General features: G+C 45.9%; 22 protein-coding genes. 14 read left to right on the top strand and 8 right to left on the bottom strand.

The window, feature by feature from the left end:
* Nucleotides 1-7 precede the first annotated feature (7 nt).
* The 3 genes from HGH47_RS07845 to HGH47_RS07835 all read right to left on the bottom strand — a co-directional run bounded on the left by HGH47_RS07845 (nt 8) and on the right by HGH47_RS07835 (nt 3,586).
* Nucleotides 8-1,051, bottom strand: coding sequence for a Fe-S-containing protein (locus HGH47_RS07845; RefSeq protein WP_232502157.1), 1,044 nt, complete (start codon nt 1,049-1,051; stop codon nt 8-10).
* Nucleotides 1,052-1,506: 455 nt separating this feature from the next.
* Nucleotides 1,507-2,130 (bottom strand): iron transporter, encoded by a 624-nt coding sequence (locus HGH47_RS07840; RefSeq protein WP_016524162.1) that lies wholly within the window; start codon nt 2,128-2,130, stop codon nt 1,507-1,509.
* 157 nt (nt 2,131-2,287) lie between these two features.
* Entirely contained in the window at nt 2,288-3,586 is a 1,299-nt protein-coding gene (locus HGH47_RS07835) for an FTR1 family iron permease (protein WP_432911536.1), read from the bottom strand.
* A 149-nt stretch (nt 3,587-3,735) separates the two neighbouring features.
* Here HGH47_RS07835 and alr point away from each other — a divergent pair, with 149 nt between their 5' ends.
* The 11 genes from alr (at nt 3,736) to fliJ (ending at nt 14,559) form a co-directional block, all read left to right on the top strand.
* A complete protein-coding gene (gene alr, locus HGH47_RS07830; protein WP_432911533.1) occupies nt 3,736-4,863 on the top strand; it encodes an alanine racemase in 1,128 nt (375 codons plus the stop codon).
* Nucleotides 4,864-5,372: 509 nt separating this feature from the next.
* Complete coding sequence (gene hslV, locus HGH47_RS07825) at nt 5,373-5,912, top strand: ATP-dependent protease subunit HslV (RefSeq protein ID WP_432911530.1); 540 nt, start codon at nt 5,373-5,375, stop codon at nt 5,910-5,912.
* Between the two features lie 165 nt (nt 5,913-6,077).
* Nucleotides 6,078-7,538 carry an ATP-dependent protease ATPase subunit HslU gene (gene hslU, locus HGH47_RS07820; protein WP_212566431.1) on the top strand — a complete coding sequence of 487 codons (1,461 nt, stop codon included), beginning with the start codon at nt 6,078-6,080 and terminating at the stop codon, nt 7,536-7,538.
* Between the two features lie 64 nt (nt 7,539-7,602).
* Nucleotides 7,603-8,022, top strand: a complete 420-nt coding sequence (gene flgB / locus HGH47_RS07815; protein WP_016517858.1) for a flagellar basal body rod protein FlgB — start codon at nt 7,603-7,605, stop codon at nt 8,020-8,022.
* 10 nt (nt 8,023-8,032) lie between these two features.
* Complete coding sequence (flgC, locus tag HGH47_RS07810; RefSeq protein WP_016524168.1) at nt 8,033-8,488, top strand: flagellar basal body rod protein FlgC; 456 nt, start codon at nt 8,033-8,035, stop codon at nt 8,486-8,488.
* Between the two features lie 17 nt (nt 8,489-8,505).
* On the top strand, nt 8,506-8,868 hold the full coding sequence (fliE, locus tag HGH47_RS07805; RefSeq protein WP_432911526.1) for a flagellar hook-basal body complex protein FliE: 363 nt from the start codon (nt 8,506-8,508) through the stop codon (nt 8,866-8,868).
* Between the two features lie 51 nt (nt 8,869-8,919).
* A complete protein-coding gene (gene fliF, locus HGH47_RS07800; RefSeq protein WP_212566428.1) occupies nt 8,920-10,623 on the top strand; it encodes a flagellar basal-body MS-ring/collar protein FliF in 1,704 nt (567 codons plus the stop codon).
* Between the two features lies 1 nt (nt 10,624).
* Nucleotides 10,625-11,686, top strand: coding sequence for a flagellar motor switch protein FliG (gene fliG, locus HGH47_RS07795; RefSeq protein ID WP_212566427.1), 1,062 nt, complete (start codon nt 10,625-10,627; stop codon nt 11,684-11,686).
* A 41-nt stretch (nt 11,687-11,727) separates the two neighbouring features.
* Entirely contained in the window at nt 11,728-12,666 is a 939-nt protein-coding gene (gene fliH / locus HGH47_RS07790; protein WP_432911522.1) for a flagellar assembly protein FliH, read from the top strand.
* A 3-nt stretch (nt 12,667-12,669) separates the two neighbouring features.
* Nucleotides 12,670-14,109: a flagellar protein export ATPase FliI gene (fliI, locus tag HGH47_RS07785; protein WP_212566425.1), complete on the top strand. Its 1,440-nt coding sequence runs from the start codon at nt 12,670-12,672 to the stop codon at nt 14,107-14,109.
* A 6-nt stretch (nt 14,110-14,115) separates the two neighbouring features.
* Nucleotides 14,116-14,559 carry a flagellar export protein FliJ gene (gene fliJ / locus HGH47_RS07780; protein ID WP_212566424.1) on the top strand — a complete coding sequence of 148 codons (444 nt, stop codon included), beginning with the start codon at nt 14,116-14,118 and terminating at the stop codon, nt 14,557-14,559.
* Nucleotides 14,560-14,677: 118 nt separating this feature from the next.
* Here the strand turns inward: fliJ and rpsD are convergent, their stop codons facing one another.
* The 3 genes from rpsD to HGH47_RS07765 all read right to left on the bottom strand — a co-directional run bounded on the left by rpsD (nt 14,678) and on the right by HGH47_RS07765 (nt 19,283).
* Entirely contained in the window at nt 14,678-15,292 is a 615-nt protein-coding gene (gene rpsD / locus HGH47_RS07775) for a 30S ribosomal protein S4 (RefSeq protein ID WP_212566423.1), read from the bottom strand.
* 445 nt (nt 15,293-15,737) lie between these two features.
* Nucleotides 15,738-18,128, bottom strand: coding sequence for a methionine--tRNA ligase (gene metG / locus HGH47_RS07770; protein WP_432911517.1), 2,391 nt, complete (start codon nt 18,126-18,128; stop codon nt 15,738-15,740).
* A 756-nt stretch (nt 18,129-18,884) separates the two neighbouring features.
* Entirely contained in the window at nt 18,885-19,283 is a 399-nt protein-coding gene (locus HGH47_RS07765; protein ID WP_253676523.1) for a DUF1284 domain-containing protein, read from the bottom strand.
* A gap of 537 nt (nt 19,284-19,820) precedes the next feature.
* Between HGH47_RS07765 and HGH47_RS07760 the strand changes: the two genes are divergently transcribed.
* Nucleotides 19,821-21,029, top strand: coding sequence for an acetyl-CoA C-acetyltransferase (locus tag HGH47_RS07760; protein WP_432911513.1), 1,209 nt, complete (start codon nt 19,821-19,823; stop codon nt 21,027-21,029).
* Between the two features lie 107 nt (nt 21,030-21,136).
* Here HGH47_RS07760 and HGH47_RS07755 read toward each other — a convergent pair whose 3' ends face one another.
* On the bottom strand, nt 21,137-22,573 hold the full coding sequence (locus HGH47_RS07755) for a pallilysin-related adhesin (RefSeq protein WP_432911510.1): 1,437 nt from the start codon (nt 22,571-22,573) through the stop codon (nt 21,137-21,139).
* A gap of 32 nt (nt 22,574-22,605) precedes the next feature.
* Nucleotides 22,606-23,265 carry a vWA domain-containing protein gene (locus HGH47_RS07750; protein WP_414162767.1) on the bottom strand — a complete coding sequence of 220 codons (660 nt, stop codon included), beginning with the start codon at nt 23,263-23,265 and terminating at the stop codon, nt 22,606-22,608.
* Nucleotides 23,266-23,439: 174 nt separating this feature from the next.
* Here HGH47_RS07750 and cfpA point away from each other — a divergent pair, with 174 nt between their 5' ends.
* Nucleotides 23,440-25,482, top strand: coding sequence for a cytoplasmic filament protein CfpA (gene cfpA / locus HGH47_RS07745; RefSeq protein ID WP_253676519.1), 2,043 nt, complete (start codon nt 23,440-23,442; stop codon nt 25,480-25,482).
* A 227-nt stretch (nt 25,483-25,709) separates the two neighbouring features.
* Nucleotides 25,710-26,732 (top strand): hypothetical protein, encoded by a 1,023-nt coding sequence (locus tag HGH47_RS07740; protein WP_212566416.1) that lies wholly within the window; start codon nt 25,710-25,712, stop codon nt 26,730-26,732.
* Nucleotides 26,733-26,736 lie beyond the last annotated feature (4 nt).

The raw sequence follows: 26,736 nt of genomic DNA, 5'->3' as shown, positions 1-26,736 counted from the left end.
ACCTCCATCATTTAAAGCGGTGCGCTTCCGCTTCAAGATCGGCTATCTTTATCTTGATCTTTTCATCGTGGATGATATACGCAACCGGCACAGGGTTACATCCGCCCGGGAAGCCGATAGTTCCCTTGTTCATCACGACATCGCAGAGTTTACAGATAACCTCCCCGTTCCGTTCAAAATATCCGGTAGGACCGCAGATATCGCACGCATCAAGTCCTACGCCATAAGAGCCTTCGCTCTTTTTAATGGCAATAAACCGGACTTCAATCCCCTGCTCCGAAGTATACGCATACCGGTGCAGCTTATCATCTTCCAATTCCGAAATAGGAATCATCGCCATACCGTCGGCAATCGTATAATTTTCCGGCGGCGAAAGCGGAACCTCCCGGTCAACGTAGTGCCGCAACACAGACAGAGATAAAACCGAACCGATCAGCAAGACCAGCGAAAATTTCGCCCACCGGCGTGCGTTGCGTTTTTGCGCTTTCAGTTTCCGCAGTTCGGCATTGTTGTGATATGTTTCCGTAATTGTCCGGTTTTTCCGCCAGAGGATAATCGGCGGAATCATAATGAATAGGATAATTGCAAAGGTAAAGAAATTACCATGGTTTACGACCGCGGCAATGAATGCAAAGATAAAGTCGTTGCGAGGAATAATCCCCAACGAATAGAGGCGCTGTAAAATAACAACTACTTGCGTAACACCGAAAATGCAAAGCGCTCCGGCAACCGATACCTTGAGTTCTATGGCCGATAATTTAATCAACGTTTTATAGATCGCTAAACCGGCGCACAGCATACACACAATACCGAGTACATAACCTATCAGTCTGAATAAGACAATCGTACTTACCGCGCTTTCGCCGTAATTAACCAATGTGGTTGCCAGCATGATGATAACGGGAAGATAGTAAAACAGCATCGAGGCTGCATACAAGAAAATTGCCGCACTAAAAAGATTTTCATATATATGCGCTATCTTTCGTTTAAGATTAGGTGAAATAAAAAGCAGAATGAGTAAAAAGAGAAGCGCGATGGTAACAGGAACCATACACCAAAAAGCGAAACGTGTTCTATTTATATAGTTGGGAATTGATCTAAGAATTGCTGAAACGATACTGCCGACAAAACCCAGCAGCATACTTGCTAAAACAACAAGCCGTTTTTTTTTTCGGATTCTTCCGTTCTCTCGGACTCTTGAGTTTTAAATGAAGCAAATACAACGGCTAACACCAATGCAAAGGCGATACCTGCTTCAAAAACTCTTATATAAAATTTTAAGATGATACACCTCCAAGAAAAAACCGGCGGTAACCGCCACTCTTTCCCAAAACATACCTTTCAATAGGAGTATCTTGCAAAGAAAGAATAGCGATTACCGCTTAGTGTGGCAAAGCAGTTTCCAAGACAACCTGTCCCGAAACGGAAGTTTCCAAACAGGTTGATTGTAAGGCATACCGATCAACTGTTTAAATGACCCGGCACCGCCTTAAAACTGCATACTGTTTACCACTGAGGTCCTTTCCATTCGAAATCTTTCCATTCGACAACGAGCGGTTCCGTCCAGAAACGGCCGGTAACACCGGTTTCTTTGTCAACGTGCAACAGGTAATCGTTACCCGGAGCTTTGATTTCGAATTTGACATTGTATTTGCCGAGACCTTCTTCGAACTTCATGTTTGCACCGTAGTGGGGGCCGTCATCGGCATTCATCGGCATAAATGCAACTTCCTGCACTTTGCTCGAGCCTTGCTTTTGAACATAAGCCTTAACATGAAGATACGGAACAAAGTCGCCTACGCCGTAACCGAGCACTTTACCCTCATCATTTGCGTGGATATCCGCTTCGATGTGGCAGTCAGCTTCGTTCTTGGAAAGGCTGTTTCCGGCAGGTTCCATGTCAACCGGCTGGAAGTAAACGCCACCGATGTGGAGCGGGCCTACATCCTGTTCGTCTCCGATTGGGAACTCATCAAAACCTGCAGCTTCTTCTTCAGTCGGTGCAGGAGCCGCAGCTTTTTGTTCTGCAGCGGGTTTTGCCATTTCCTGCTTTTGCGCAGGTTTTTCACATGATGCAAGCACAAAAGCGATTGCAATCAGTGCAAAAAGAAAAGATACGGTTTTCTTCATTTTGAAACTATCCTCCTATAAATATCTTTATTTTCTTTTTGTTTCACATTCATTACAGCCTTGCAGGACACCGGTTATTTTCCGCAATCCGGCAGCCCAAAAGCAGTTGTCATCGCCGATCTCAAAAACTTTGCTTTTGAGATCGGCCTATATCTTTTTACTTTTGCTCAATCTTCGCCTTTTCAGCTTCAATTTGAGCACGCTGTTGTTTATTCTTTTTTGCATATACAACAGACATTATGATAATCACCGCAAGTACGATAATCTGCGGAATGAGACTTTCATACGTTGCATAAATACCGAGGAAGTCCATTTCAAAGCCCATCCACGGAATAACGGTCTTATTGACAACACCGGCAGCTTGCAGTTCCGACACACCTTTTCCGGTAAACGAAAAGCACATCGCATACATCAATACGCTGGTAACCAAGAAGAAAGGTTTAAGCGGAAGACGCACGGTTAAGAACCTAAATACTAGGAACACCGCAATCAAAACAACCGCTGATAGCACAATCGCCAAGATCATTGCATTCCGGCCGCTCGTTCCATGAATGGGAACACCCTGGAAAAAGAGAATAAGCTCGGCGCCTTCACGCGCAACTGCAATAAAGGCCGCGAAAATTAAGACCCATTTATTTCCGGTAGAAACCGATGCTTCAACCTTCTTATGAATGTACCGTTCCCATGCTTCGGTTTCGGACTTTGAAAGCATCCAGTTACTGACATAGAACAACACGATAACTGCGACAAACATACCGATGCCTTCAAAAACTTCCTGAGCGATACCGCTCTGAGCACCGGCAACAGCGCCGAACAAAAAGGCCAGCAGAATACTAACCAAGATACCGCCCAACGCACCGACATATACCGACATGATATATTTCTTTTTCCCCGTTTTTACAAGATAGGCGATAATAGCGGCGATAACAAGGATTGCTTCCAAGCCTTCGCGGAGTACCAATACAAAACAGGAAATAAACGTTGCAACAACTGCCGATTGAGCGGTATTTGCAGTCTCGCTGCCGCTTTCGTCCAACGTGCCGTCAAGCTCGGCTGCATCATGGTAAAGCATTGCAATAAGCTTATCTTTATGCGCTTTTACCATCTCGTTGTCTTTATCGCTGTATACATTTCGACGATATTCATAAAACGCATTTTCAACCGTTGTTTTGCGGGCACCGGAAAGGTACCCCATCGTTATCTTTTCCATCCCTTTAGATTCATAAAACCTAAAGTAGGCAACGTTCACTTCGTCATACGCTTCTTTGGATTTTCCTTGAGTATAAAGATCGTAAGCATTATTGAGATGCACTTCCATCTTTTTTACAATTCCTGTCCACGAATCCAGCACCTCTTCGTCATTTGCGGCATACAGTCCGCTAACCGGAATAAATATGAACGATAAAGCGAACAAAATTGCGGCAAAGGTATGTTTTTTATTCTGTGTAATATACATAAAGCCCTCAACTAATTAGCTAAAACTTACAAATACACCGCTAGTATATCACTCATAAAAATAATGTCAAGGGCGCGCCTCGGGGTAAACGTATTAAGGCGTTTTTTTATAAATTGCAATTATTTGCCGTTTGCTGTACAATGCCGCCCATGCGTGCAACAAAAGCGATTATCCATCTGGATAATCTGAAACATAACATTACCCAAATCAAACAAACACTTAACTCTGAAACAAAGATCTGCTTACCGGTTAAAGCCGATGCTTACGGACACGGCGCCGTGCGGACGGCAATTGCCGCAATTCGTGCAGGGGTTTCATACCTCGCTGTTGCTTCCGTACAGGAAGGTATAGAACTGCGAGAGGCGGGCATTGTCGCTCCGATTATTTCGCTCAGTCTGCCGATTTTAGAAGAAATAGATTCTATTATAGAATATAAACTGGAACCGCTTGTTATCGATGAGGAATTCATCAACGAACTCAACCGCGCGGCCGATGCGCAAAAGAAAACCGTTGCGGTACATCTAAAAATAGATACCGGTATGAGCAGGATAGGCTGCAAGCCGTCGGAAGCGGTAAAACTTGCAACCCAAATTGTGCGGGCAAAAAATTTGCGGCTGCAGGGTGTCGCAACGCATTTTGCCGTTGCGGACTCCGATTCCGAATCCGACCGCGCCTTTACAAAAGGTCAGCTGGAACGTTTTAGCGATGCCGTCGAAGCAATCAGACAGACAGGCATACACATCCCGCTCGTTCATGCCGCCAATTCAGGCGCGGTGCAGATGATGCCCGAAGCGCAGTTCGACATGGTGCGCCCCGGTCTCCTCGCCTACGGCTACCTGCCCATACAGGATACGGTAACGGCTATCGACGTAAAACCCGTTATGGAGCTGGTAACGCAGGTAGTGCTGATAAAGCAGATACGTGCAGGAACCTGCGTTTCCTACGGGCGCAATTGGACAGCCCCGCAGGATACCTATATCGCAACCCTTCCGATCGGATACGCGGACGGTTTACGTCGAGCGCTTTCGCCCGGACTAAAAGTACGCATCGGTAACGAATTCTTCCCGATTATCGGTAAAATATGTATGGATCAATGCATGATTGACCTCGGCGCGCACCCGTGGGTACAACGGTGGGACGAAGTGTGTATCTTCGGCCCAAATCCGCAGGACAACAGCGCACAAACGCTGGCAGACATTGCAGGCACTATTCCCTACGAAATCACCTGCGGTATCCACAAGCGTGTTCCACGCGTGTTTATCAACGAAAACCGATAAATAATTGAGCAGATGCACCGTATCCGGCACTTTTGAAAATAAACGGCGCAGATACGAGGCGCGAGCACAAATTAACCGCAGGCCTGTTGAAAAGTGTACATCCGTGTACACTTTTCAACGACGAGTTTTCGCTGCGCAAAAACATCGCCTTTGCGTGGAACCACGGACATCCTCGCCCAAAATGAACGTCCGTGTACATTCTTGGGCTGCGAGATTTGCATTTCGCAAATCTCGTTTCTGCGTGGAACCACGGACATCCCTGTCCGTTCTGATACGTTGAGGATTTTCAGAACCGCCACGCGGTACATAACCTTTCCGTAAGCTTTTGAAAATAGACGGTGCAGATGCTAGGAGCGTACAAAAAACACCCGCAGGCGTACTTGTTGTACGTCGAGGACTGTTTTTTGTTAAGCGACAACGCAGATACACCGTATATTTTCAAAAGAAGTATATTATGCTATAATGAGAAATAGTATCAATATATCTTAATACCGTTAATGAGGTTATACATGGGAAAAACGAAGGTGCGGAGTACGACCGTTATTGCTGTCAGACGGAACGGAAAAGTTGCGATGGCAGGCGACGGGCAGGTTACGATGGGGCAAACGGTGATGAAAGGAAATGCCCGCAAAGTCCGCAAGATTTACGAAGGCAAAGTAATGACCGGTTTTGCCGGCGCAACGGCCGATGCTTTTACACTGCTCGAAAAGTTTGAAGGAAGACTCAAGGAATACGGCGGAGACATTACCCGCGCTGCGGTCGAGCTTGCCAAAGAGTGGCGCACCAACAAAATGCTGAAAAATCTTGAAGCGTTGCTGTTGGTTGCGGACGCAAAGACTATTTTGCTGATTTCCGGGAACGGAGATGTCATTGAACCGCAAGAAGATGTGCTTGCAATCGGCTCGGGCGGCAATTATGCGTATGCCGCAGCGCTCGCCCTACTCCGCAACACGGACTTGTCTGCTCGCGAAATTGCGGAAAAGAGCTTAAACATCGCAGGGCAAATTTGCGTATACACCAACGAAAACATACATATAGAAGAAATATAAACATATAGGAAATACGATAAAAAGTACCGTCTAAAATATCGCCGGTACTTTTTATCTCAAGTTTGCGTTGCAAACTTGATTATTTATATGTGCGCGTAAAACGCGCACGGCTAAAAACTTTTTCGGATGTTGCAACATCCTGCAAAAGTTTTTATAGGAGAAACAATGACCATCAACTTGGATGAACTCACCCCTCCGCACATTGTGGCGGAGCTTGACAAATATATTATCGGGCAGACAAAGGCAAAGAAGGCCGTCGCCGTCGCCCTGCGGAATAGGACACGCCGGCTCAAATTAAGCGAAGAAATCCGCGAAGAAATAGCGCCTAAGAATATTCTGATGATCGGGCCGACCGGTGTGGGTAAAACCGAAATTGCCCGACGCCTTGCAAAACTTTCAGGAGCGCCGTTCCTTAAAGTAGAGGCGACAAAGTACACCGAAGTCGGCTATGTCGGCCGCGATGTCGAATCGATGATCCGCGACCTGATGGCTGTCGGCTTTTCTATGGTAAAAAGCGAGATGCAGGAAACGTTGAAAGCGCAGGCGGAAAAAAACACGGAGGAAATTCTCCTTGACCTGTTACTGCCGGGTTCCAACAAGAAAAAGCGGAATCGGAAAGAAAGCGCTAAGCCGCTTTTAATCTCCGGCTCGGAGCATAATGCGGAATCAGAAAATAACCAAGAAATCCGAGCGGAAGTTAATTCGGCAGAAGACGGCAATCAAGCTGAAGACGATATGCACGAAACGAGGGAAAAGTTCCGCAAGATGCTGCGGGACGGCAAATTTGAAGATAAAATGGTAGAAGTTTCCGTACAGCAGTCAGGAATGCCGAGTTTTGAAATCTTTGCCGGCGGTTCCAGCATGGAAGACCTCGAAAGCGCGATGTCGAATATCAGCAGTATGCTAATGGGCGCCGGTAAAAACAAACGTAAAACGACCAGCGTAAAAGAAGCACGCACGATTATTATGGATGACCAGCTCGATAGGCTCGTCGATCACGATAAGATTGTAGAGGAAGCAAAAGAGCGGGTTGAGCAGATGGGGATTATCTTCATCGACGAAATCGATAAAGTCGCGTCCAAAAGCGAGCGGAGCAGCGGTGTCGATGTGTCCCGCGAAGGGGTGCAGCGTGATATTCTTCCTATAGTAGAAGGCTCCAAAGTCAACACAAAGTTCGGCGTCGTCGATACCCGCCACATCCTGTTCATCGCGGCGGGCGCTTTTAGCATTTCAAAACCGAGCGACCTTATCCCCGAGTTTCAAGGACGCTTCCCGCTGCGGGTAGAGCTGGAATCGCTCCATGCGGAAGACTTTAAGCGGATTCTCCTTGAGCCTAAAAACGCATTAACCAAACAGTATAAAGCGCTGCTCGAAACCGAAGGACTTACCGTCATCTTTAAGGATGAAGCAATCGAGCGTATGAGTAACCTCGCAGCGGAGGTCAACTCAACGATGGAAAACATCGGCGCCCGCCGCCTCCACACGATTATGGAAATGCTATTGGAAGATATTTCGTTTAATGCAAGCGATATGACCGAAAAGACCGTCGAAATAGACCGCGCGTATGTCGACGAACGGTTGAAGAACATCGTACAGGATCAAGATTTATCCCGTTATATCCTGTAACGCTCCTCAAGGGAATTTTTATAATGCCGATATATGAGTATACGAATAATTTAAAGGAGTTGAGATGCACATAAACAGTTTTCAAAAGACAGTCGATCTTTTACACCGTGCGCTTGATGTAAACGCCCTTCGCTATACCGTGTCGGCAAACAACCTTGCAAGCTCGGAGATACCGGATTTCAAGCGGACATCGGTCAATTTTGAAACGGAACTGAAACATGCGCTCGATTCCGAAAAACGGGCTGCCGGTCAGTTTCAGTTAGCGGTAACCGATCCCCGGCATATTAAGTCGGACGGTGTTATCGACTATCGTTCGGTTTCTCCGCGGCGTGTGTTGGATTACACGACAACAGCAAAGGCGAACGGCAACAACGTAGATGCTGAAGAAGAAGCGATGACTATCCTCAAGATTCAGATGCAGTATCAGCTGTTGAGTCAGATGACCGGTTTTCAGTACAGCCAAGTACAGTCGGTGTTAAAATAAGGAGCGGTAAATGGGTATCTTCAGCAGTATCAACATAGCGGCGACCGGTATGAGCGCCGAACGGTTACGAACGGATGTTATTTCCGATAACATCGCCAATGCTTCCACTACCAGTTCACAGGAAGGAGGCTATTTCCGCCGCAGCCGCGTCGTTCTTGCACAGAAAAACGACGGCATCGATTGGCGGCTTCCCTTTGTTTCTTCCGATATGGACAGAGGAGTCGGCACGGGTGTCCGCGTAACCGGTATTGAAAAAGATAACTCCGAGCCGCGGCTGTCGTATGAGCCCGACCATCCCCATGCAATACTTTCGGGACCGAAAGCGGGTTACGTTGAATATCCGAATGTGAATATCGTAACGGAAATGGTTGACCTGATTTCCGCATCCCGCTCGTATGAAGCGAATGCGGCGGTTGTTCAGGGGTCAAAAGAAATGTTTCAGCGTGCGCTCGAAATCGGACGCTAGCGAGATAAGGGGCACCTATGACGATTACCAATACGGCAACCTTGTATAAGGTTCCGGCTATTATGAAAAATCCGGCAATAGCGCCGATCGCCGTCGATAGCTTCCGCAGCCGCATGGTTTCGGATACGGATTTAGTCGATACGGCAGTAAATAAAAAAGCAATGAGCTTTGAGCAAACCCTGCTTAAAGCCTTTGACGAAGTAAATGTAAAACAGCAGCGGACTGCGGAACTCGGGCAACAGATGATTGTAGACCCTGAATCCGTAGACGTACACGATATTACCATCGCAATGGCGGAAGCCGGTATGTCGCTGAAAATTGCACAGACGCTCATCGACCGCGTCGTAAAAAGTTGGAATGATATTACCATAACCAGATAATGGAGCTGTTATAATTATTGTAGCAGGTTCGTTCAGTAAGGGGGAGGACACATGAACGAATGGTTTAAAAAAACATTAACGCAAATCAAAACACTGTGGAGTAAGTGGACGCCTATTCAAAAAGGGATATTGGCAGCCGTCATTGTTGCGGCGGTTGTCATTATCGTCCTGCTTACTTCATGGTCGGCTAAACCCTCACTTGTACCGCTCATCGATACTCCGGTAACGGATGCAACGGTCAGAGAACGTATCATTTTAAGACTCAACGAAGAGAATGTGAACGCGACCGTTTCACAATCGGGTGTTATCTCAGTGAACGACGAGCAAACCGCCCGCCGGATGCGCGCCATTCTCTTGCGCGAAGACCTTATTCCACAAAATACCGACCCGTGGGCGCTGTTCGATGTGGAGCGCTGGACACGGACGGACTTTGAACGCAATATCGACGTACGGCGGGCAGTTATCGAAGAAGTCCGTAAGCATATTAAGGCTCTGGACGATGTGGATGATGCAAGCGTAGTAGTCAACATTCCGGAAGATAAACTGTTCAAAGCGGATCAGAATCCGGTAACGGCAAGCGTTATCCTCTACCCTAAACCGGGCAGTGACATTAGCACGAACCGTAAAAAAATTGAAGGTATTCAAAAGGTCTTAAAATATGCCGTTGAAGGTTTAACCGACGATAATATCACTATTGCCGATAACAGCGGGAACATTCTCAATGATTTCGGCGGTATGAAGGACTTTGACCGCCTCTCCATTATCGAAAAACAGCAAAAGATTATTGCAAAGCTGGAAACGCAGTATGAGATCAAAATTCTTAATCTCTTAAAGCAGACGTACGGAACCGACCGTGTCCGGGATCTCAGTATTAAAATCGATATGGATATGTCGGAAAAGACAGCCGAAACGGTAGAATACCTGCCCTTCCAACTGAGAGCGGACAATCCCGAAACTCCGTATGATGAATCCGAGGTACGAGCTTCGGTTACCCGTTCTTCGGAAACCGCCACGACAACCTATCAGGGAACGGGCTTTAATCCCGAGGGTCCCGCAGGTGTGGAAGGGCAAACGGCTCCATCGTACAAAGACACCAGTAACTTGACCGGCTTGTCTACTCAGTCGATTGTAAAAACAAACGAAGAAATCGGCAGCAGAAAGACTTCCGAAATCGTCAGCCCCGAAATGGGACGGCGTACCGTGTCGGTAAATATCGACGGGCAATGGCGCAAAAAGAAAGATGCAAACGGCAATTTCATCGTTAAAGACGGGCAGATTGAGCGTGAATATATTCCCATCCCTGATGAGGAATTACTGAAAGCAACACAAGCGGTACAAAACGCAATCGGATATAACGCGCTGCGGAACGATTCGGTCAGCGTTCTTAACATCCAATTCGACCGCATGGCGGAGTTTGAAAAAGAAGATGAAGCTTATTTTAGAGCGGTTCAACGGCGATGGATATTGCTGATCAGCTTAGCAGGCTTGGCATTCCTGTTGCTCGTCTTTATCGTTTACCGTATTGTCAGCCGCGAAATTGAGCGCAGAAAGCGGCTCCGCGAAGAAGAGCTTTTACGGCAGCATCAACTTGAACGCGAAAAAGCGTTGTGGGAGGCTGAACAGGCCGGTATGGAAGTTTCAATGTCCGTAGAAGAGATGAAACGGCGCGAACTGTTGGAAAATGTGATAAACAATGCGCGTGAGCATCCTGAAGATGTTGCATTACTGCTGCGCACATGGTTGATGGAGGAATAGTATGGCAGTATCACCGGCAAAAGAAAAAGCGAATGCAGCAAACAATAAAAAGCAAAAAGATATAAAATCGCTGAACGGGCGGCAAAAGGCGGCAATTTTCTTGGTTGCAGTCGGAGAAGAAATCTCCGCCAAGATCATGGAACAGATGCGCGAGGACGAAATCGAAAAACTCGTGTTCGAAATTGCCCGTACCGAAACGGTTGAATCCGAGCTGAAAGAAGCGGTCTTACAAGAATTCCAAGAGCTGATGGCAGCTCAAAACTTCATTACGACCGGCGGTATCGATTATGCGCGCGGATTGTTGGAGAAATCTTTAGGCAGCCAAAAGGCCATTGAGGTTATCAACCGGCTCACGAGTTCGTTGCAGGTACGCCCCTTCGACTTTATCCGGCGTACCGATCCGGCGCATCTTTTAAACTTTATTCAGCAGGAACACCCGCAGACCATTGCGCTCATCCTTGCATATCTGGAACCGCAGAAAGCATCGGTTATTTTGCAGAACCTGCCCGATGAAATTCAAAGCGATGTAGCCCGCCGTATTGCAACGATGGATAGAACGTCGCCTGATGTTTTGCGCGAAGTTGAACGGGTACTCGAAAAGAAGCTTTCTACCCTCTCCAGCGAAGATTATACGGCGGCAGGCGGTGTCGAAAGCATTGTGGAAATCCTCAACCTTGTCGACCGTTCTTCCGAAAAGTCGATTATCGAATCGCTTGAAGATCAAGATCCCGACCTTGCGGAAGAGATCAAGAAACGTATGTTCGTATTTGAAGACATTGTTATGCTTGACGACCGTTCCATTCAGAAGGTGCTGCGTGAAGTTAACAGTGAAGAGCTTGCAAAAGCGCTCAAGATTGTCGATACCGAAGTACAGGACAAGATATTCAGAAATATGTCCAAACGTGCGGCAAGCATGTTAAAAGAAGAAATGGAATACATGGGTCCGACCCGTTTGAAGGACGTCGAAGAAGCACAGCAGAAGATTGTTTCGATTATCCGGCACTTGGAGGACAACGGCGATATTGTTATTGCACGTTCCGACGAAGACGAGATGATTGTCTAACCAAAACAGCGTAGTGAAATCGGCAAAAGGAGATTCTGAAAGTGGCTAAAAATATTTTTCGTGATTTTGAAGTTAAAAAACTCGACGGCGATATGGTGCTGGCATTAGAGAAAACCTTTGAACCGGAAACTACTACCGAAGTGGTAGAAGCCGTTCCGGTTCCCGAAGGCCCGACACTTGAGGATCTCAAAAACGAAGCGGAAGAATTTAAGCGTCAATGGGAAGTTGAAAAAGAACAACTCATTGCCGATGCTCACCGCGAAGCCGATGAAATTATCGAAAACGCAAAGAAAACCGCTTTTGAAGAAGCAAAGCGGCAGATGGATGTGTCTCAAATCGATGCGCAAAAAGCCCGCGAACAAGCTCAAGAAATAGTCAGCGAGGCGGAGAAAAAAGCCGCCGACATTGTCGATAAGGCTGAACAAACCGAAGCGGCTACGCAAAAGAAAGCTTTTACCGAAGGTTTCGATGCGGGACGGGAAGCGGGATTTAAAGAAGGAAAAGTCGAAGTAACCCGCTTGATAGAGCGGCTCCATACAATGATCGAACGCACGATGGATAAACGCGAGGAGATTTTAGCGCAGACAGAACAGCAGATTGTCGACCTCGTACTGCTGATGACCCGTAAGATTGTAAAAGTAATCTCCGAAAATCAGCGGAATGTTGTAACCTCGAATATTATCCATGCACTGCGCAAGGTAAAGGGACGCGCCGATGTCATTATACGGGTAAACCTTGCCGATGTCGGTTTAACGAGCGCGCATACCAAAGACTTCTTGGCAGCGGCGGAAAATATCAAAAACATCACCGTTGTGGAAGACCTATCGGTAGATGCAGGCGGTTGTATTATCGAAACCGACTTCGGTTCGGTAGATGCACGTATCGCCTCTCAGCTGCATGAGCTTGAACAACGCATCCTCGAAATATCTCCGATACGAACGCGGGCGGCTTCCTCCGACGGGGCTTCAAATCGAAAGTAGCTTATGACATCGCTTTTTGATAAATACCTTGACGCAGTTTCCGAAACGGAACCCATTAAGCGCACCGGTGTTGTCAGCCGGGTGCAGGGGCTTCTTATCGAAAGTCGCGGCCCGCAAGCCTCCGTCGGGGAATTATGCAGAATCAATCTGAAAGATAACACAGAAAGCATTATCGCCGAGGTTATCGGTTTAAACGGCTCAACCGTACAGCTGATGACCTACGAAGATATACAGGGAGTAGAAATCGGCTGTGATGTCATCGCAAGCGGGACAATGCTTTCCGTACCCGTCGGTTCGGTACTGCTCGGCCGCGTCGTCGATTCGCTTGGCAGAGCGGCTGACAACAAACAGGAACCCTACTCTCCCCTGCACTACCCAATTCTTGCTTCACCGCCTGATCCGCTGGAGCGGCGCCCCATTAAAGAACGAATCGTAACCGGTATCCGCGCTATCGACGCACTTCTTGCTGTCGGCAGAGGGCAGCGTATCGGTATCTTTGCCGGTTCGGGTATCGGTAAATCAACCTTGATGGGCATGATTGCGCGGAATACGAGCGCCGACGTCAACGTCATTGCACTCATCGGCGAACGCGGCCGCGAGGTAAACGATTTCTTGGAACACGACCTCGGCCCTGAAGGACTCAAACATTCGGTTGTGGTAACCGCGACATCCGATACCAGTCCGCTCGCCCGTATCCGCGGCGCATATACGGCAACGGCGATTGCCGAGTATTTCCGTGATCAAGGAAAGGATGTGATGCTCCTTTTCGATTCGGTTACTCGTTTTGCTAAGGCTCAGCGTGAAATCAGCCTCGCAATCGGGGAGCCGCCGGCAACCCGCGGCTACACTCCGAGTGTTTTTGAGGTGCTGCCTAAATTGCTTGAGCGGAGCGGAACTTCTGCAAAAGGATCGATTACCGGATTTTATACCGTACTCGTCGACGGCGACGATATGGACGAGCCGATTTCCGATGCGGTACGCGGTATTTTGGACGGACACATCGTGCTTAACCGGAAACTTGCACAGCGCGGGCACTACCCTGCCATCGACGTACTCGGCAGTATTTCCCGTTTGGCAAACCGTGTCGCGGGGGAATGCAGTAAAAAAGCAGCTCAATACATGCGCCGCCTGATGGCAGTCTATGCCGATGCCGAAGATATGATTCAAGTCGGTGCGTATCAAAAAGGCAGTAATCCTGCCATCGACGAAGCCATCGAACACCATGATAAAATCGAAACTTTTTTGCAGCAAGAGGTAAACGATCCCGCGCCCATCGAAAAAACGCTGGAGCAGCTCAGCGCCATTACCCACATCGATATCCCGAATGAGGAAAGTTTCCAAGCGGGCGCAGGGGCCGCAAAAAAATATCTAATGCCGTCGGAAGCCGCCGATTTATACAAAGCCGAAATCGAAAAACCGGCTGCGGAGTATACGGAAAAATAATCCTCGATGAAGAAATTTCAGTTTTCACTTCAAAAGCTCTTGGACATCCGAACCTTCCGCGAAAAAGAAGCGGAAACCAACCTCGGACGTGCCGTTGCTGCCCGCGAAGCAATTGTGTTGCGCCTTACCGAAATCGCACAGGAAGAAATAAAAACACGCCGGTCGCTTAGGGTAAGTCTAAAAACCCCTGCTGAACTCGCCTTGCATGAAAACTACTTGGAACGGCTCCGCATCGACCGGGAAAAACAGGAAAAGGCGCTGGTAGAGGCGGAACTCGTCATCGAAAAAATGCGGAAAATTTATATCAAAGCACATCAAGAGCGGCTCATCGTAACAAAGCTGCGGGAGCGGAAAGAAGTCGAATGGAAAGCGGAAGGGCTGAAACAACAAGATGCGGTTCTCGACGACATCGTCAATGCCCGCGAATATAGAAAAAGTCAGAACCTATAACGCCGCTTAAAGAATCTGCGAAAACAAAATAGTTCAGCCTATAAATAAAAAGGCTCCCTGCATATACCCAACGGCATACATAGGAAGCCTTTTGTCAATGTTGAATTTATATCCCGTATTACCGAGAATAGAATTCAACAACGTACTGGATATTACCGACCGGTTGAATGTCGGCAGGAGTGGGAAGCGCCGCTACCGTTGCAGATAAATTTTCATCATTAACGGAAAGCCAAACGCCTTTTGCACCCTGTACAGTGCTTAAATTGTGCCGGATAAGATTTTGGAAGCCTTTCTTATCTTTTGTCGTGATAACATCACCGACTTTAACACGCATAGACGGGATATTTGCCGGTTTACCATTCAGTAAGAAATAAGCATGAGAAACCATCTGACGTGCCTGTGCACGGCTTACCGCAAATCCCATTCGATAAATGGTATTATCCAACCGCTGCTCCATTAATGAGAGCATATTGTCGCCGGTAACACCGGACATCTTAAATGCTTTTTGGAATAGATTGCTGAACTGACGCTCGGACATTCCATACGCAAAGCGGAATTTCTGCTTTTCTTTTAACTGTTCACCGTAAACAGAAATCTTTCCACGTTGTTTAGCGCCGCGTTCCTTTCCGGGGGCATTCGGTTTTCTATCCAATAACTTACTGTACTTAGGATTTCCAAAAATATTTGATCCGAATCGGCGGACCAATTTACCTTTCGGCTGTCTTGTTGCCATTTTTCACCTCGTAAATCTAATAAGCACACCGCAGCGGTGTTACAGTAATAGAACCTCTAAAAACTTTAGTTTTTAGAGGTTTTCCTTAGATGTAATTTGCGATGTTTTAATTTAAGTCATTATATTGTAAAGACTTAAATTAAAACTCGTCGGGCATCTTTAAAAATCTAACTGAATTTTTAGAGATGCCCAAGGTCTCTTTTATTAGGGAACGATAAAAAAGAGCATGGTAACCACCAAAAAACGCACTGATCTTATCGGTGTTTACCGTATTATGCTTGCCGTACTTCATCAAGATGAAAGCCGCGTACGACAAAACACAATGATATAGCCTATCTCAAAATACCGACTTTTGTCAAGCTATATGCTTAGATTGTTCAGAATAGAGATGCCCGACGAGTTGTTACCCCATAGCTCCTGTTATATATGGAGATGTCCATACTGCTTACTGTACCGTGCCGGTTTTAACGTGTTTCATTACAAGCGGTTTGCCGTTTACCAAAAGCTGCTTTCCGGCTGCGCATACGCGGAAATCTTCTACCGTAAAAGGCACCGCAAAGAACAGCTCCGCATCGATGGCTTCCGGCTTCTGTGTCGGCGGCGAAGCTGTGTCGGTGCCTTCCAGCGTTACCGGCGTACCGGCAGCCGCACCGGGCAAACCAACCAGCTCAACCTTCTCGTTGCCGTCCGCATCGGTATAGTGAGACGCTAAAAGCATTCCCTTCGATTCAATCCCGCGCATTTTCCGCGGCTTTAAGTTTTCTGCGAGGATAATATCGGCGCCAACCAGCTCTTCCGGTGCAAAATACGGCGCCAAGCCGGAAAGGATAACCCGCCCGCCTTCCGAGCCGTCATCAATGGTTTCTACAAAGAGCTTATCCGCATCGGGATGTTTTTCCACGGAAAGAATCTTTGCGGTTTTTAACGAAATATAATCGGTAAACAGCCGTTCGGGAGAAATATCAGCCCATTCCGGCTTGGCTTTCTGCTTTTCCGGCGATTTTTGAGAGGAATTTCCAGAGACATTTTTGCTTCCAGCCCCCTGCTGTCTCGTCTCTGCTGCCTGTTTTCCGGCTTGCGCGGCGCGTTCCTTTTGACTACCTGCATATCGCTCGCGGTATGCGGCAATCGCATCGTTTTCCAGTGTTTTAAAGATGATGGCTGGCTTTTGCACCCGCTCCAAACCGCTCCGCTGCAAGAGATTTTCCCACGCAAGAGCTCCTTCGGGACGGGGCTGTACGGGATGCTCCCAATCAAAGACATTGCCCGACCAGATTTTAATACCTAAGAACGAAGCAACCGCGTCGGCGTATTCAGGCATATAGGGGTGCATCAATATCAGCAAATCCTTGATTAAATAACACAGTTCAAAAAGGAGCGCCTCCGCTTTTTCGGGATCAGCCTCGCGGTTTTTCCATGGCTCTCCGTCTTGGAACGCTTTGTTGGCAACGGAAGATAGCGCAAAGAGCTCATGGAAGGCATCGCGTAGTTCCGCTTCTTCAAGGAGCGCGGTGATTTTTTCTACGCTGTACTTTGCTGCAGCACGCAAGGCTTCTGTAACCGAGCGGACATCCTCACGGGCGGAAGCCATCCCATCCCGCTGCGGGATAACGCCGTCATAATAGCGCGACACAAAGGTGAGCGTTCGGTTTATCAGATTACACAAGTTTCCGACCAACTCGCTGTTTACCCGCTCCTGAAAATCCTTCCACGTAAACAGGGCATCGTTTTTTTCGGGACGGTTATAGAAGATATAGAACCGCCACATATCCGCCGGAATCCCCGAATCCTTCGCATCGGAGCCGAACACGCCGATCCCCTTCGATTTTGAGAACTTTCCGGACTCGTAATTAAGGTACTCGCTACTTGAAATATGATGGAGCTTTACCCAGTCCTTCCCCGATGCAATGAGTGAGCACGGAAAAATGACTGTATGGAAGGGGATATTATCCTTTCCGATAAACTGAAAGAGTTCTATGTCATTTTGATCAAGCCACCAGTCTTTCCAATCGGATCCGGTTAAATCGGTAAAGCATTTTGTAATAGAGATATATCCGATCGGCGCATCGAACCAGACGTAGAACACCTTATCTTCAAAGCCCGCTTTCGGGACGGGGATACCCCATTTCAGGTCGCGGGTGATGGCGCGTTCCTGCAAACCGTCGCGCAGCCAGCCTTTGGTCATCTGCACAGCGTTATTGCTCCACTGCCCTTCTACGCTCGCCTTTTGCATCCACGGCTCATACTGCGGCACGATGCCCGGTAAGTCGATGTAGAGATGTTTGGTGCTGCGCGGCTCCGGAGCGGCTCCGCAGGTGGAACAACGGGGAGCTTTTAGCTCGGTCGGCTCCAGCAGTTTGCCGCAATGTTCGCACTGATCACCGCGCGCGTCTTCGTAACCGCAGTGGGGGCAAACGCCGCGTACATAGCGGTCTGCCAAAAAGCGGTTACAGTGTGCACAGTGAAGCTGTTCGATAGTATGCGCTTTTATAAAGCCGTTTTTTTCAATGTCTTTAAACAGCCCCTGCACGATTTCGGTCTGCTGAGGCGTAGAGGTGCGTCCGAAGTAGTCAAACGCAATATTGAACCAATGATAAATATCACGGTGGATCGCATGGTAATAGTCGCAAAGTTCACGCGGCGTTTTCCCTTCTTCGAGGGCCTTTGTTTCGGTTGCCGTGCCGTATTCGTCGGTACCGCATATATATAAGCTCGTATATCCGCGGAGTCGGCAAAAACGTGCAAAGACATCGGCGGACAAGACTTGGATTAAATTCCCAAGGTGCGGGATATTATTCACATAAGGAAGAGCTGAGGTAATCAATTTTCGTTTCATATCCGGTTATTATAATGCACAGCAAAAGATCAGTCAATCTTTTGCAAATATACGGCATATCTACTTCGTTGCCTTGCCAAAAGTGTACATCCTTGTACACTTTTGGCTGCGAGTTTCGACGTTGTCAAAACATCGCTTCTGATATAACCAGCGGCATCCGTGCCGCTACTGACAATCCTCAACGTATCAGTACCGCCATGGATGACGGTGGTTCCACGCAAAAACGAGATTTGCGCAATGCAAATCTCGCAGGTAAGAAATGTACAAGGATGTCCATTTCTTACCGAGCCTGCGGTTAATTTGTGCTCGCGCCTCGTATCTACGCCGTCTATTTGCAAAAGCGCTGGCTGTACAGAAGCGGCACGGATGCCGCTGGTTCTAAACAGTAACCAGTTTGCTTGCAAACTGACAGCTCAAAAATGTACAAGGATGTACATTTCTGAACGATGGCATCCATGCCGCTACTGCAATAAATCCTCAACGTATCAGAACGGACACGGATGTCCGTGAAATTAAGCAGCAGCGAGTTTGCCCCGCAAACTCGACGTTGAACAGTGTACACGGAAGGACACTGTTCAACAGCGCCACGGATGGCGGTGATTCCATGCAGAAGCGAGTTTGCCCTGCAAACTCGTCGTTGAGCAGTGTACAAGGACGTACACTGCTCAACAGTCTATTTCCAAAAGCGCTGGAAAGGCTTTTCAGAACGGACTCGTGGCGGTATAGGCGGGGTTCAATGTTTTGCACTGTAGATTCTCATGTAAACAGTGATTGCTTTACATCGGCATAACAGCAGATGCCGGTTTGCTTCCATTCACAACCTCGGCAAATGCAATCGTATACGGATTCGGTTAGGTGAGATTCAAGTATGCGGTCTATTTCGGTATAAGTATATGTTTTTCTTTCCAATCCAAACTGTAATAGGACGGCATCATCAAATCTTGTTACTTTTGCTTCCGACCGGCAGTGATTGTCGATTCTTTCGGGACATGGGGCGCAAATGGCATCAACACCTGTTATTAAAGTAATCTCGCAGCCGGTTTTTAACCGATTGATAACACGCTGCATATTTCCGACAAATGCGGGAGAATAGCCTTTGCCTTTAAATGCGCGAGTGCATAAAAGATGATGCGGGCGCAAACTGAGTGTTTCCATTGACGGTATTCCTTGCACTATGGATTTTAAAGATTGCTCAGAATTATACCAAAGTAAAAACCGCAGTGCAAGAAAATCCCATTTCCAATTATCCTACGGGCTGATAAAAAACCGGCCTGATGCATTTACCCCGATCGCCTAATCAACGTAACCACACCGGAAATACTGTAAGCGGTTGCTTCCTTTCTGTGCAAAATTTTGAATAAAATTTTGCACATTTTTTCTAGCAGAGGGGTAAATGCATCAGGCAGAGTAAATAAAAAGCGTAGAATAATTGGGGCTGTGAGACCATTTGAACCGCGGAGTGGTTCAACTCTGGTTGAATAGCCCTAATTATTCTACGGGCTGATAAAAAACCGGCCTGATGCATTTACCCCGATCGCCTAATATAGCCAGATTTTTTGAAGCGTGATATGATAGGACACACGGGATGTTCATCTTGATATAAATGAGATTTTTCAATCGTCTCGAAAGACCGAAAGGTTGGAAATTTCTTTTATCATCAACATATCCCCTGATTTACTAGGAGGTCAAAAAATGGCATTATCAAAATCGTACATTATCAGTGCAAAACGCACCGCTATCGGGAAATTCCTCGGCGGATTATCAGCCGTGCCGCCTAAGGACATGGGTTCCACGGTGGTCAAAGCGGTACTGGAAGAGGCAAAGGTAAAGCCCAATCAGATTTCGGAGCTTATTTGCGGTAACGTGCTTGGAGCCGGACTCGGACAAAATATCGGACGAACCATCGCATTGGAGGCAGGTATCCCCGAAACGGTGTGTGCTCACTCAATCAACATGGTCTGCGGATCCGGCTTGCGGTCTGTTATGGAAGCGGTTATGTCTATTCAAACGGGTTTTAATGACATCGTTCTCGCAGGCGGTGTAGAATCGATGTCGCTCGCTCCGTATCTTGTTCCTGCCAATACCCGCAGCGGAAATAAGATGGGAAACTGGCAGGCAGTCGATCACATGATTTATGATGCCTTGACCGATGCCCGTGCAAATATCCACATGGGAATTACTGCCGAAAACATTGCGGCACAGTTCAATATTACCAGAGAGCAGCAGGATGAGTTTGCATTTGCTTCCCAGCAAAAAGCGATTGCCGCTATCGATTCAGGCAAATTTAAAAACGAAATAGTTCCGATTATTATCCATAACAAAAAAGGGGATATTGTTTTCGACACCGACGAATTTCCCAACCGTACCACCAGCCCCGAAAAACTTGCAAAGTTGAAGCCTGCATTTAAAAGCGACGGCACCGTTACGGCCGGTAATGCATCGGGAATAAACGACGGAGCTTCTTTTGTGTTGATTGCAAGTGAAGCGGCGGTAAAAAAATATAACCTCAAACCTATTGCAGAAATTATCGGCATCGGGCAAGGCGGTGTCGACCCGCTCGTGATGGGATTAGGTCCTGTTCCGGCAATCCGCAATGCGTTAAACTATGCGTCGCTGAAACTCTCCGATATGGAACTGATCGAATTGAATGAAGCATTTGCCGCTCAGTCTCTGGGTGTTATCCATGAGTTGGTACGGGAACACGGAGTTGATCGCGATGCGCTGTTAAAACGAACAAACGTAAACGGCGGTGCAATTGCTCTCGGCCATCCGGTAGGAGCTTCGGGCAATCGGATTTTGGTAACCCTTCTTCACGAAATGATCAGAACAGATAAGAAAATCGGCCTTGCTTCCTTGTGTATCGGCGGAGGACAAGGGACTGCCGTTATTGTCAAGCGATAAGATAAAAACATCCGCTGTCGAAACAATCAACGTTAAGAGGCGGTATCCCGCGAGGTGAAGTTAAAAACTCCACCTCGCGGATAGATCATGGTATAGTCCGCAAAACCTTATTCAAATACCAGCGGCGACTTTCCGATCGGTGTAATCCCGCTCAATGTAACGGAAACTTCTATTAAGCTTAACCGTTTACCGGCATTATCAAGTATGAGATTAAAAAAACGTTCATTATTTTCAGTATCTTTAAGCTGCAAAATAGTATTGTCTTTTATCTGCAAAATCGTATACCATCCTGACTGCTGCACCGTATCTTGCAGTAATCGATACGAATTATCCGAAAAAGATAAAGAATAGCCTTCCGTACTTGTCCATGTTTTTTCATCTGCGGTCAATATTTTTTTTATATTGTCAAACGTGGTATTACTTTGCACTTCACGCACGGTATTGCTTATTTTTCGGTACGTTCCATCCCAGTTTGATGCAACACCGATTTTCAAACGTGCAATATCATCGATAACTCTTATATGCACCTCATCAATTCCAAGCAACTCAATATTGATACGACGATGAATACTCGAAATAGAGGCATTTTTTGTAGAAAAATAAATACCGAATCTACGCGGTGTTATCGAATCGATAGTAAAAAGTTCTTGAATATTATCGACGGAAAAAATAATTTCGTTTTCGGAACGGTTAAAAAAAATACTTCGGTTTTGATCTCTTTTTGCACTTGGCTGATACCATAATCCATCAAGAAATTCTTGAAAAGCATGAGCATCTCCCGTTTGAAATTTTTGAAGAAATTGACTTTCAATCCTTTTCCCGGGAATCTTTATTTCTTTTGTTTGTACAAAAAATTCTTTTTTTGCATTCCACGTATATTGTTTTTCTATTTGGTTGAGCGTATTCGGAGCATCTTTATCGGAATAATAAGCAGATATCGTATAATCGGAGATTGAATTATCCTGTTCATTTTTCAGTATAATCTGCCCATCGGCTTGTATGCCCGCTAAAGAATGGATACTGCTTATTTTATCCTCATCGATTCCTAATGCATACATACCGAAAACCTGCATAGTATCGGCATTCATTCCATTATACGCGATAATAGGATACGGATATTCTTGCACCATTAATGTATAAACGGAAAGCGTTTTTGCATGTGTCGCCTCCGTCTTTATTTCCGCAGCTCTTGTAAAAGTTTGAGCTTCATTCTCCTGTAAAAATATGAAAAGATAGATGAATTGATCGGACAACTTTTTTGCTGCAATAATTTTATCTTCCTTATTATCACCGTTTACATCTACTTGCACTTCATCAACAAGTACCTCATCGCTGAGCAGCGTAATACCCGATTGCATAATATTTTCAGGTATTACTTCCGAAGCAGATGTCTCTTGCTGTTGCAATTGCGGCGCAACGGGAATAATCGTTTGAGCATTCTGTGGTATTACCTGAGTTCGTTGACGAACAATACGCTGGTAAACCAATATGCCGATAATAACGACGGACGCCACAATGCAAAGTATATAAAACAATTTCTTCATATTTAAAATGCCTTACTTTAAAAGTCCACAGTTTATTTTTTCTCTTCGGTAATAAGCACTTTATTTTGATCATCATTACTACGAGGCACGCCTCTATTATCAATAATATTTGTATAAAGTTCTTTAGTCGTTTTAACAACCTTATCCTGAATATCCATATCCAATGTTATTTCGTACCAATTATCATGTTTAATAATACGTGCTTCCGCCAGATACGGACTTTTAAATGATTCCTGTTTCCCGCGGTATTTTGATGTCCATGGAGCATCTTGTTCAAGATCCGTTACCAATAATAAAATTTTATATCGGTTGTTTTTTCCTCGCTTATTTAATGAAGCTTGGATTGCATCCAGTGCACTGCCGATATCGGTAAATGCGCCGTTGGGAGTAATATTGTCGATTGTTTTTATCAATGTATTACGATCATTTTCATTTTTAATAACTAATGTTTGCAATTCATGCGGTTTTTCATAAAATTCCCAGACGGTAATCCAATCCTCCGGTATTAACATTTCGGTAACAAGCGTATCGCGCACCCATTTATGCAAACTATCAAACTTACCGGGTTCATTCATTGATTGTGATTTATCAATCATCAAAAAAACATCGACGGGAATAGTTCTTTCACCGGCAAATACCGCATAAGAAAGAATACAAAAAACAAGGATACAAAAAATAGATTTGACTTTCAGCATAGTATCTCCTCTTAAAATATAGATAACCACGGTTCTATTTATATAATATTACAAAAAAAAGAAAGTAAAAAGGGGTGGGTGGCTTTACATTTTGCAAAATAGCCTTATAATAAGGGCTGTATTAGTATATCCGTTGCGGATATAAATCTGCTGCAATAAGGAGACAGTAAGATGGGAAGTTTAGATTTACCTCAAAGTCCAAATGTATTTCATCCCGAAAAGCCTAGTGCTGTCGGATCAAGGAATTCGTTGGCGCAAGATTACCGCGATCAGCAAAAAGAAGTGAATCAGCTGATTGAAGAAGAGACCAATAAAGTATTGCATCACTTGTCAACAAAATTACCCAAAGACGTTCTGGAAAGATTGGATGTAATGGGTGGTTTAAAGGAAAAGTTATACAATTACTTTAACCAGAACTATCAGAACATGTTCAACCGCTATATGGTAACCGCAGAAGACGAAATGCTCAAAAAAGTTCGCGGATTTATCGATAGGGAAGAAATGAAGGTTCTGAACCGTTACACGCCGAAAGAGATCGCAACTCTGTTGGATGAAGTCGGCGGCGCCGATAAATTCAATACCGGTGAAATCGAAAAATCGATCGTTAATATGTACGGACACCTGCAGGGACACGTACAGCGCGGAATCAACGATTTAGAAACCCTAACCAATTCGCTTCTGCGTCAAAAAACCGACGTCGGCGCTTTTGTCCGCGGTGAAAACGCTTACTCAATTGTAAAATGTGCGTTTAAAGACAACATCACCAAGCCCAAAACCGTAACGGATGTAAAACTTTCGGTTAATATTCTCGACACTGAACTTATCAGCCCGATTTTCCAGTATCAGGCAACGGTTGAATACTTAATCAAAGATTTGCTTGCCGGACACTTGATGAACCTTATTGATAAAGAAATCGAAGTCTTAAAAGATGAACTTATCGATGAAGGCAAAGAAGAGATGACCGACAGCGAAATCATCTTCAAGAAGATGGGAAAGGTTCTCGATGTTACCGACGATGATGTTGAAAATCCTGAAAGCAAGCGCTATTCGGTAGTTTCAAAGGAGTTGATGGAACGCATCGCAAACTTAAGAGCGGAAATCGATCCGGAAACTTTCGATCAGCTCAATGTACGTGAGAATATCAAACACATCATCGACATCGAAAACATCCGTAACCGCGGTTTCAACACGGCAATTAACTCGTTAACATCAATTCTTGACACCTCTAAGATGGGGTACCAGTACATTGAAAACTTGAAAAATGCCCGTGAGCTGCTGCTGCGCGAATATGATGATACGAACGTCGCAAACCTTCCTGACGAACGCTATCAGATTCGTCTACGCTACTACGATAATGCTCAGCTCCTTGAAGAGCGCAAAGCGTATGAAGTGATGATCCGCTCGTTTGAAACAGAAGTTGAACATCTCTGGGACGTATTGCAAACCCAGTATGACAAATCGAAGTTCATGGTACGCATCACCGATTTCGGAGATTTGGCAAAGCTCTACGAAAAGCACATCCAGAAGAAATACAAGATGCCGAAGGGCGAACCCGCCTACAAGGATATCGCAAAAGTCTGGGACGAAATTTCGTTTGTCAATGCAGCTGAAACTGATGTTGAAAAAATGAACCGTACGTTTGTCTACGAAAAAGACAAGATGCGCAAGAAGCTTGTAATCATGCGTGAACGGCTCAAGAAAATGTACGACTATCAGTATCCTGTCGAACGGCGTGTTATGGAAGAACGTCTCGCTTTCCTCGAGGCTGAATTCAACAAGTTCGACTACCTCATCAACCCCTTCCATATGCAGCCCGGTCTCTTGCTCGATGTGGATATTACCTCTATCAAACGCAAGAAGGCAACTCTTGACGGTATGGCAAACGTCTTAAACGAATTCCTCCATGGAGTTTCCAAAGGCTTTATGGATCAGGCATTTGCTTCCTTCAGCCGCCGCCGCTCAACGGTTCGTGCAGATATTGCACAGACCTTCGGTTCGGGCGAGGAAGACGAACCTGCTGCGATAACACCGAATGGGCGCGCCCAGTTTATAGATGCGCTAAACGATACTCCGAGTTTGGAGGCGCCTGCCGCAGAGACTGTCAACGCAAAACCCAGTACCACTCGTGGACGTAAAACGACGAAAGCGGGCGCTGTTGATAATACGGCAAGCAGAGGTCGCCGCGGACGCAAATCCGGTATGAGAACTCTGTAAAGTTTAACGTATGCGATAAGTTAAAGTTATGTATAAAGGCCCCCTGAAACATTCGTTTCGGAGGGCTTTTATCTATTGGGAACATCTGTTCTTCTCTTCGGTGATATTATTTTATGAATATTATGAAGAATTCCACAACGAACGGTTTCCCCATAAGTTTGAAAGTAAATGCAAGGAGTTTTTAACAACACTTCTAAAACCATCCTTGCTATGTAAAGGAGAAGCGAATGCTCGATTCATTAGGATTTTATGTACCGCTTGCTACAAAGCAGGGGTTTAATGCCTCTGTAACACACATTCAGAATGCTCTATCGCTTTTGGATGTTTGCAATGTTAAAAAAAATATTGCCGATGAAATCGGTATATTACTTGAAAATAAAGAATTGACAAATGAGGAAATTCCGGCATTTCTATCAGTCATACTGCTCGATATGTGGGGATACAAAGTAGCGTCTAAGAACCTCCGTGAAATAAATGGACTGTCTACGGACATCATCGCAGAAGCGACAAAATGGAAGGGGGTTGATATCGTAGTCGGTTATCATCACCCTGATTTGGGGTTCTTGGCGATAAACCCTAAAAACCCTGCAAATGCTTCTCTTTTGGGAACATTGAAAAAAAATGAACTTTTAAATATTTATGTCGGAAAACAAGATAAAGGTGCGATAGAAGCTCCGATTGCAGAGGCGGTATTTAAAGCATTTTTTAACCTTTTAGAAGGAACAAGACCGTCAATTCCTGCAAAACTCTTGAACGGCCCGTTTGTATTTACCGCTCCTAAGGCGAAAAAACCATCTACAGAAGGACGGAAACGAAAAGCAGCAAAAGCGCCTGCAACCGCAAAAGCCAAGACTTCAGCAAGCGCTGTACAGGCAAAACAAGCAGCGGCTCCCGCTCAAATGCAGGTGCCGACAGGGAAAAACCGTATCTCGCAACAAATTTCGGTTATTGTGACCAACGAACTGTTCCATAACGGAAACGTTGAAGCATGGAAGCGCATTATCCGAAGCTACAATGCACGCTATCCACATAATAAGGTTATCGTATTTTATGACGGTGAACAAATTGTCGATATCAATACGTTGTTTAAATGGGGAAAGGTAAAGCACGGCAGCAGTATCCAATTTGCCGTTGCAGGCGAGGAAATTAAAGACTTGTCGAAACTATCCAAATACTTTGCCGAAGGCGCAAGCCCGCGTTTTGAAGCCTTTTTACGCGGTTCTCCCAGCACCGTTCTTAACCTTTTCTAGGAGT

The sequence above is a fragment of the Treponema sp. OMZ 805 genome, from assembly GCF_050937395.1.
GTDB lineage: Bacteria > Spirochaetota > Spirochaetia > Treponematales > Treponemataceae > Treponema.
This window is presented reverse-complemented; position numbering and strand designations above follow the sequence as displayed.

Coding starts and splice junctions, on each gene's coding strand:
- flgC (WP_016524168.1), top strand. CDS start 8,033: ATGGGTATCTTCAGCAGTATCAACATAGCGGCGACCGGTATGAGCGCC.
- metG (WP_432911517.1), bottom strand. CDS start 18,128: ATGAAACGAAAATTGATTACCTCAGCTCTTCCTTATGTGAATAATATC.
- HGH47_RS07840 (WP_016524162.1), bottom strand. CDS start 2,130: ATGAAGAAAACCGTATCTTTTCTTTTTGCACTGATTGCAATCGCTTTT.
- HGH47_RS07740 (WP_212566416.1), top strand. CDS start 25,710: ATGCTCGATTCATTAGGATTTTATGTACCGCTTGCTACAAAGCAGGGG.
- cfpA (WP_253676519.1), top strand. CDS start 23,440: ATGGGAAGTTTAGATTTACCTCAAAGTCCAAATGTATTTCATCCCGAA.
- HGH47_RS07835 (WP_432911536.1), bottom strand. CDS start 3,586: ATGTATATTACACAGAATAAAAAACATACCTTTGCCGCAATTTTGTTC.
- HGH47_RS07755 (WP_432911510.1), bottom strand. CDS start 22,573: ATGAAGAAATTGTTTTATATACTTTGCATTGTGGCGTCCGTCGTTATT.
- alr (WP_432911533.1), top strand. CDS start 3,736: ATGCGTGCAACAAAAGCGATTATCCATCTGGATAATCTGAAACATAAC.
- rpsD (WP_212566423.1), bottom strand. CDS start 15,292: ATGGCAACAAGACAGCCGAAAGGTAAATTGGTCCGCCGATTCGGATCA.
- flgB (WP_016517858.1), top strand. CDS start 7,603: ATGCACATAAACAGTTTTCAAAAGACAGTCGATCTTTTACACCGTGCG.
- fliE (WP_432911526.1), top strand. CDS start 8,506: ATGACGATTACCAATACGGCAACCTTGTATAAGGTTCCGGCTATTATG.
- HGH47_RS07765 (WP_253676523.1), bottom strand. CDS start 19,283: ATGGAAACACTCAGTTTGCGCCCGCATCATCTTTTATGCACTCGCGCA.
- fliI (WP_212566425.1), top strand. CDS start 12,670: ATGACATCGCTTTTTGATAAATACCTTGACGCAGTTTCCGAAACGGAA.
- fliG (WP_212566427.1), top strand. CDS start 10,625: ATGGCAGTATCACCGGCAAAAGAAAAAGCGAATGCAGCAAACAATAAA.
- hslU (WP_212566431.1), top strand. CDS start 6,078: ATGACCATCAACTTGGATGAACTCACCCCTCCGCACATTGTGGCGGAG.
- fliF (WP_212566428.1), top strand. CDS start 8,920: ATGAACGAATGGTTTAAAAAAACATTAACGCAAATCAAAACACTGTGG.
- HGH47_RS07845 (WP_232502157.1), bottom strand. CDS start 1,051: ATGGTTCCTGTTACCATCGCGCTTCTCTTTTTACTCATTCTGCTTTTT.
- hslV (WP_432911530.1), top strand. CDS start 5,373: ATGGGAAAAACGAAGGTGCGGAGTACGACCGTTATTGCTGTCAGACGG.
- fliJ (WP_212566424.1), top strand. CDS start 14,116: ATGAAGAAATTTCAGTTTTCACTTCAAAAGCTCTTGGACATCCGAACC.
- HGH47_RS07760 (WP_432911513.1), top strand. CDS start 19,821: ATGGCATTATCAAAATCGTACATTATCAGTGCAAAACGCACCGCTATC.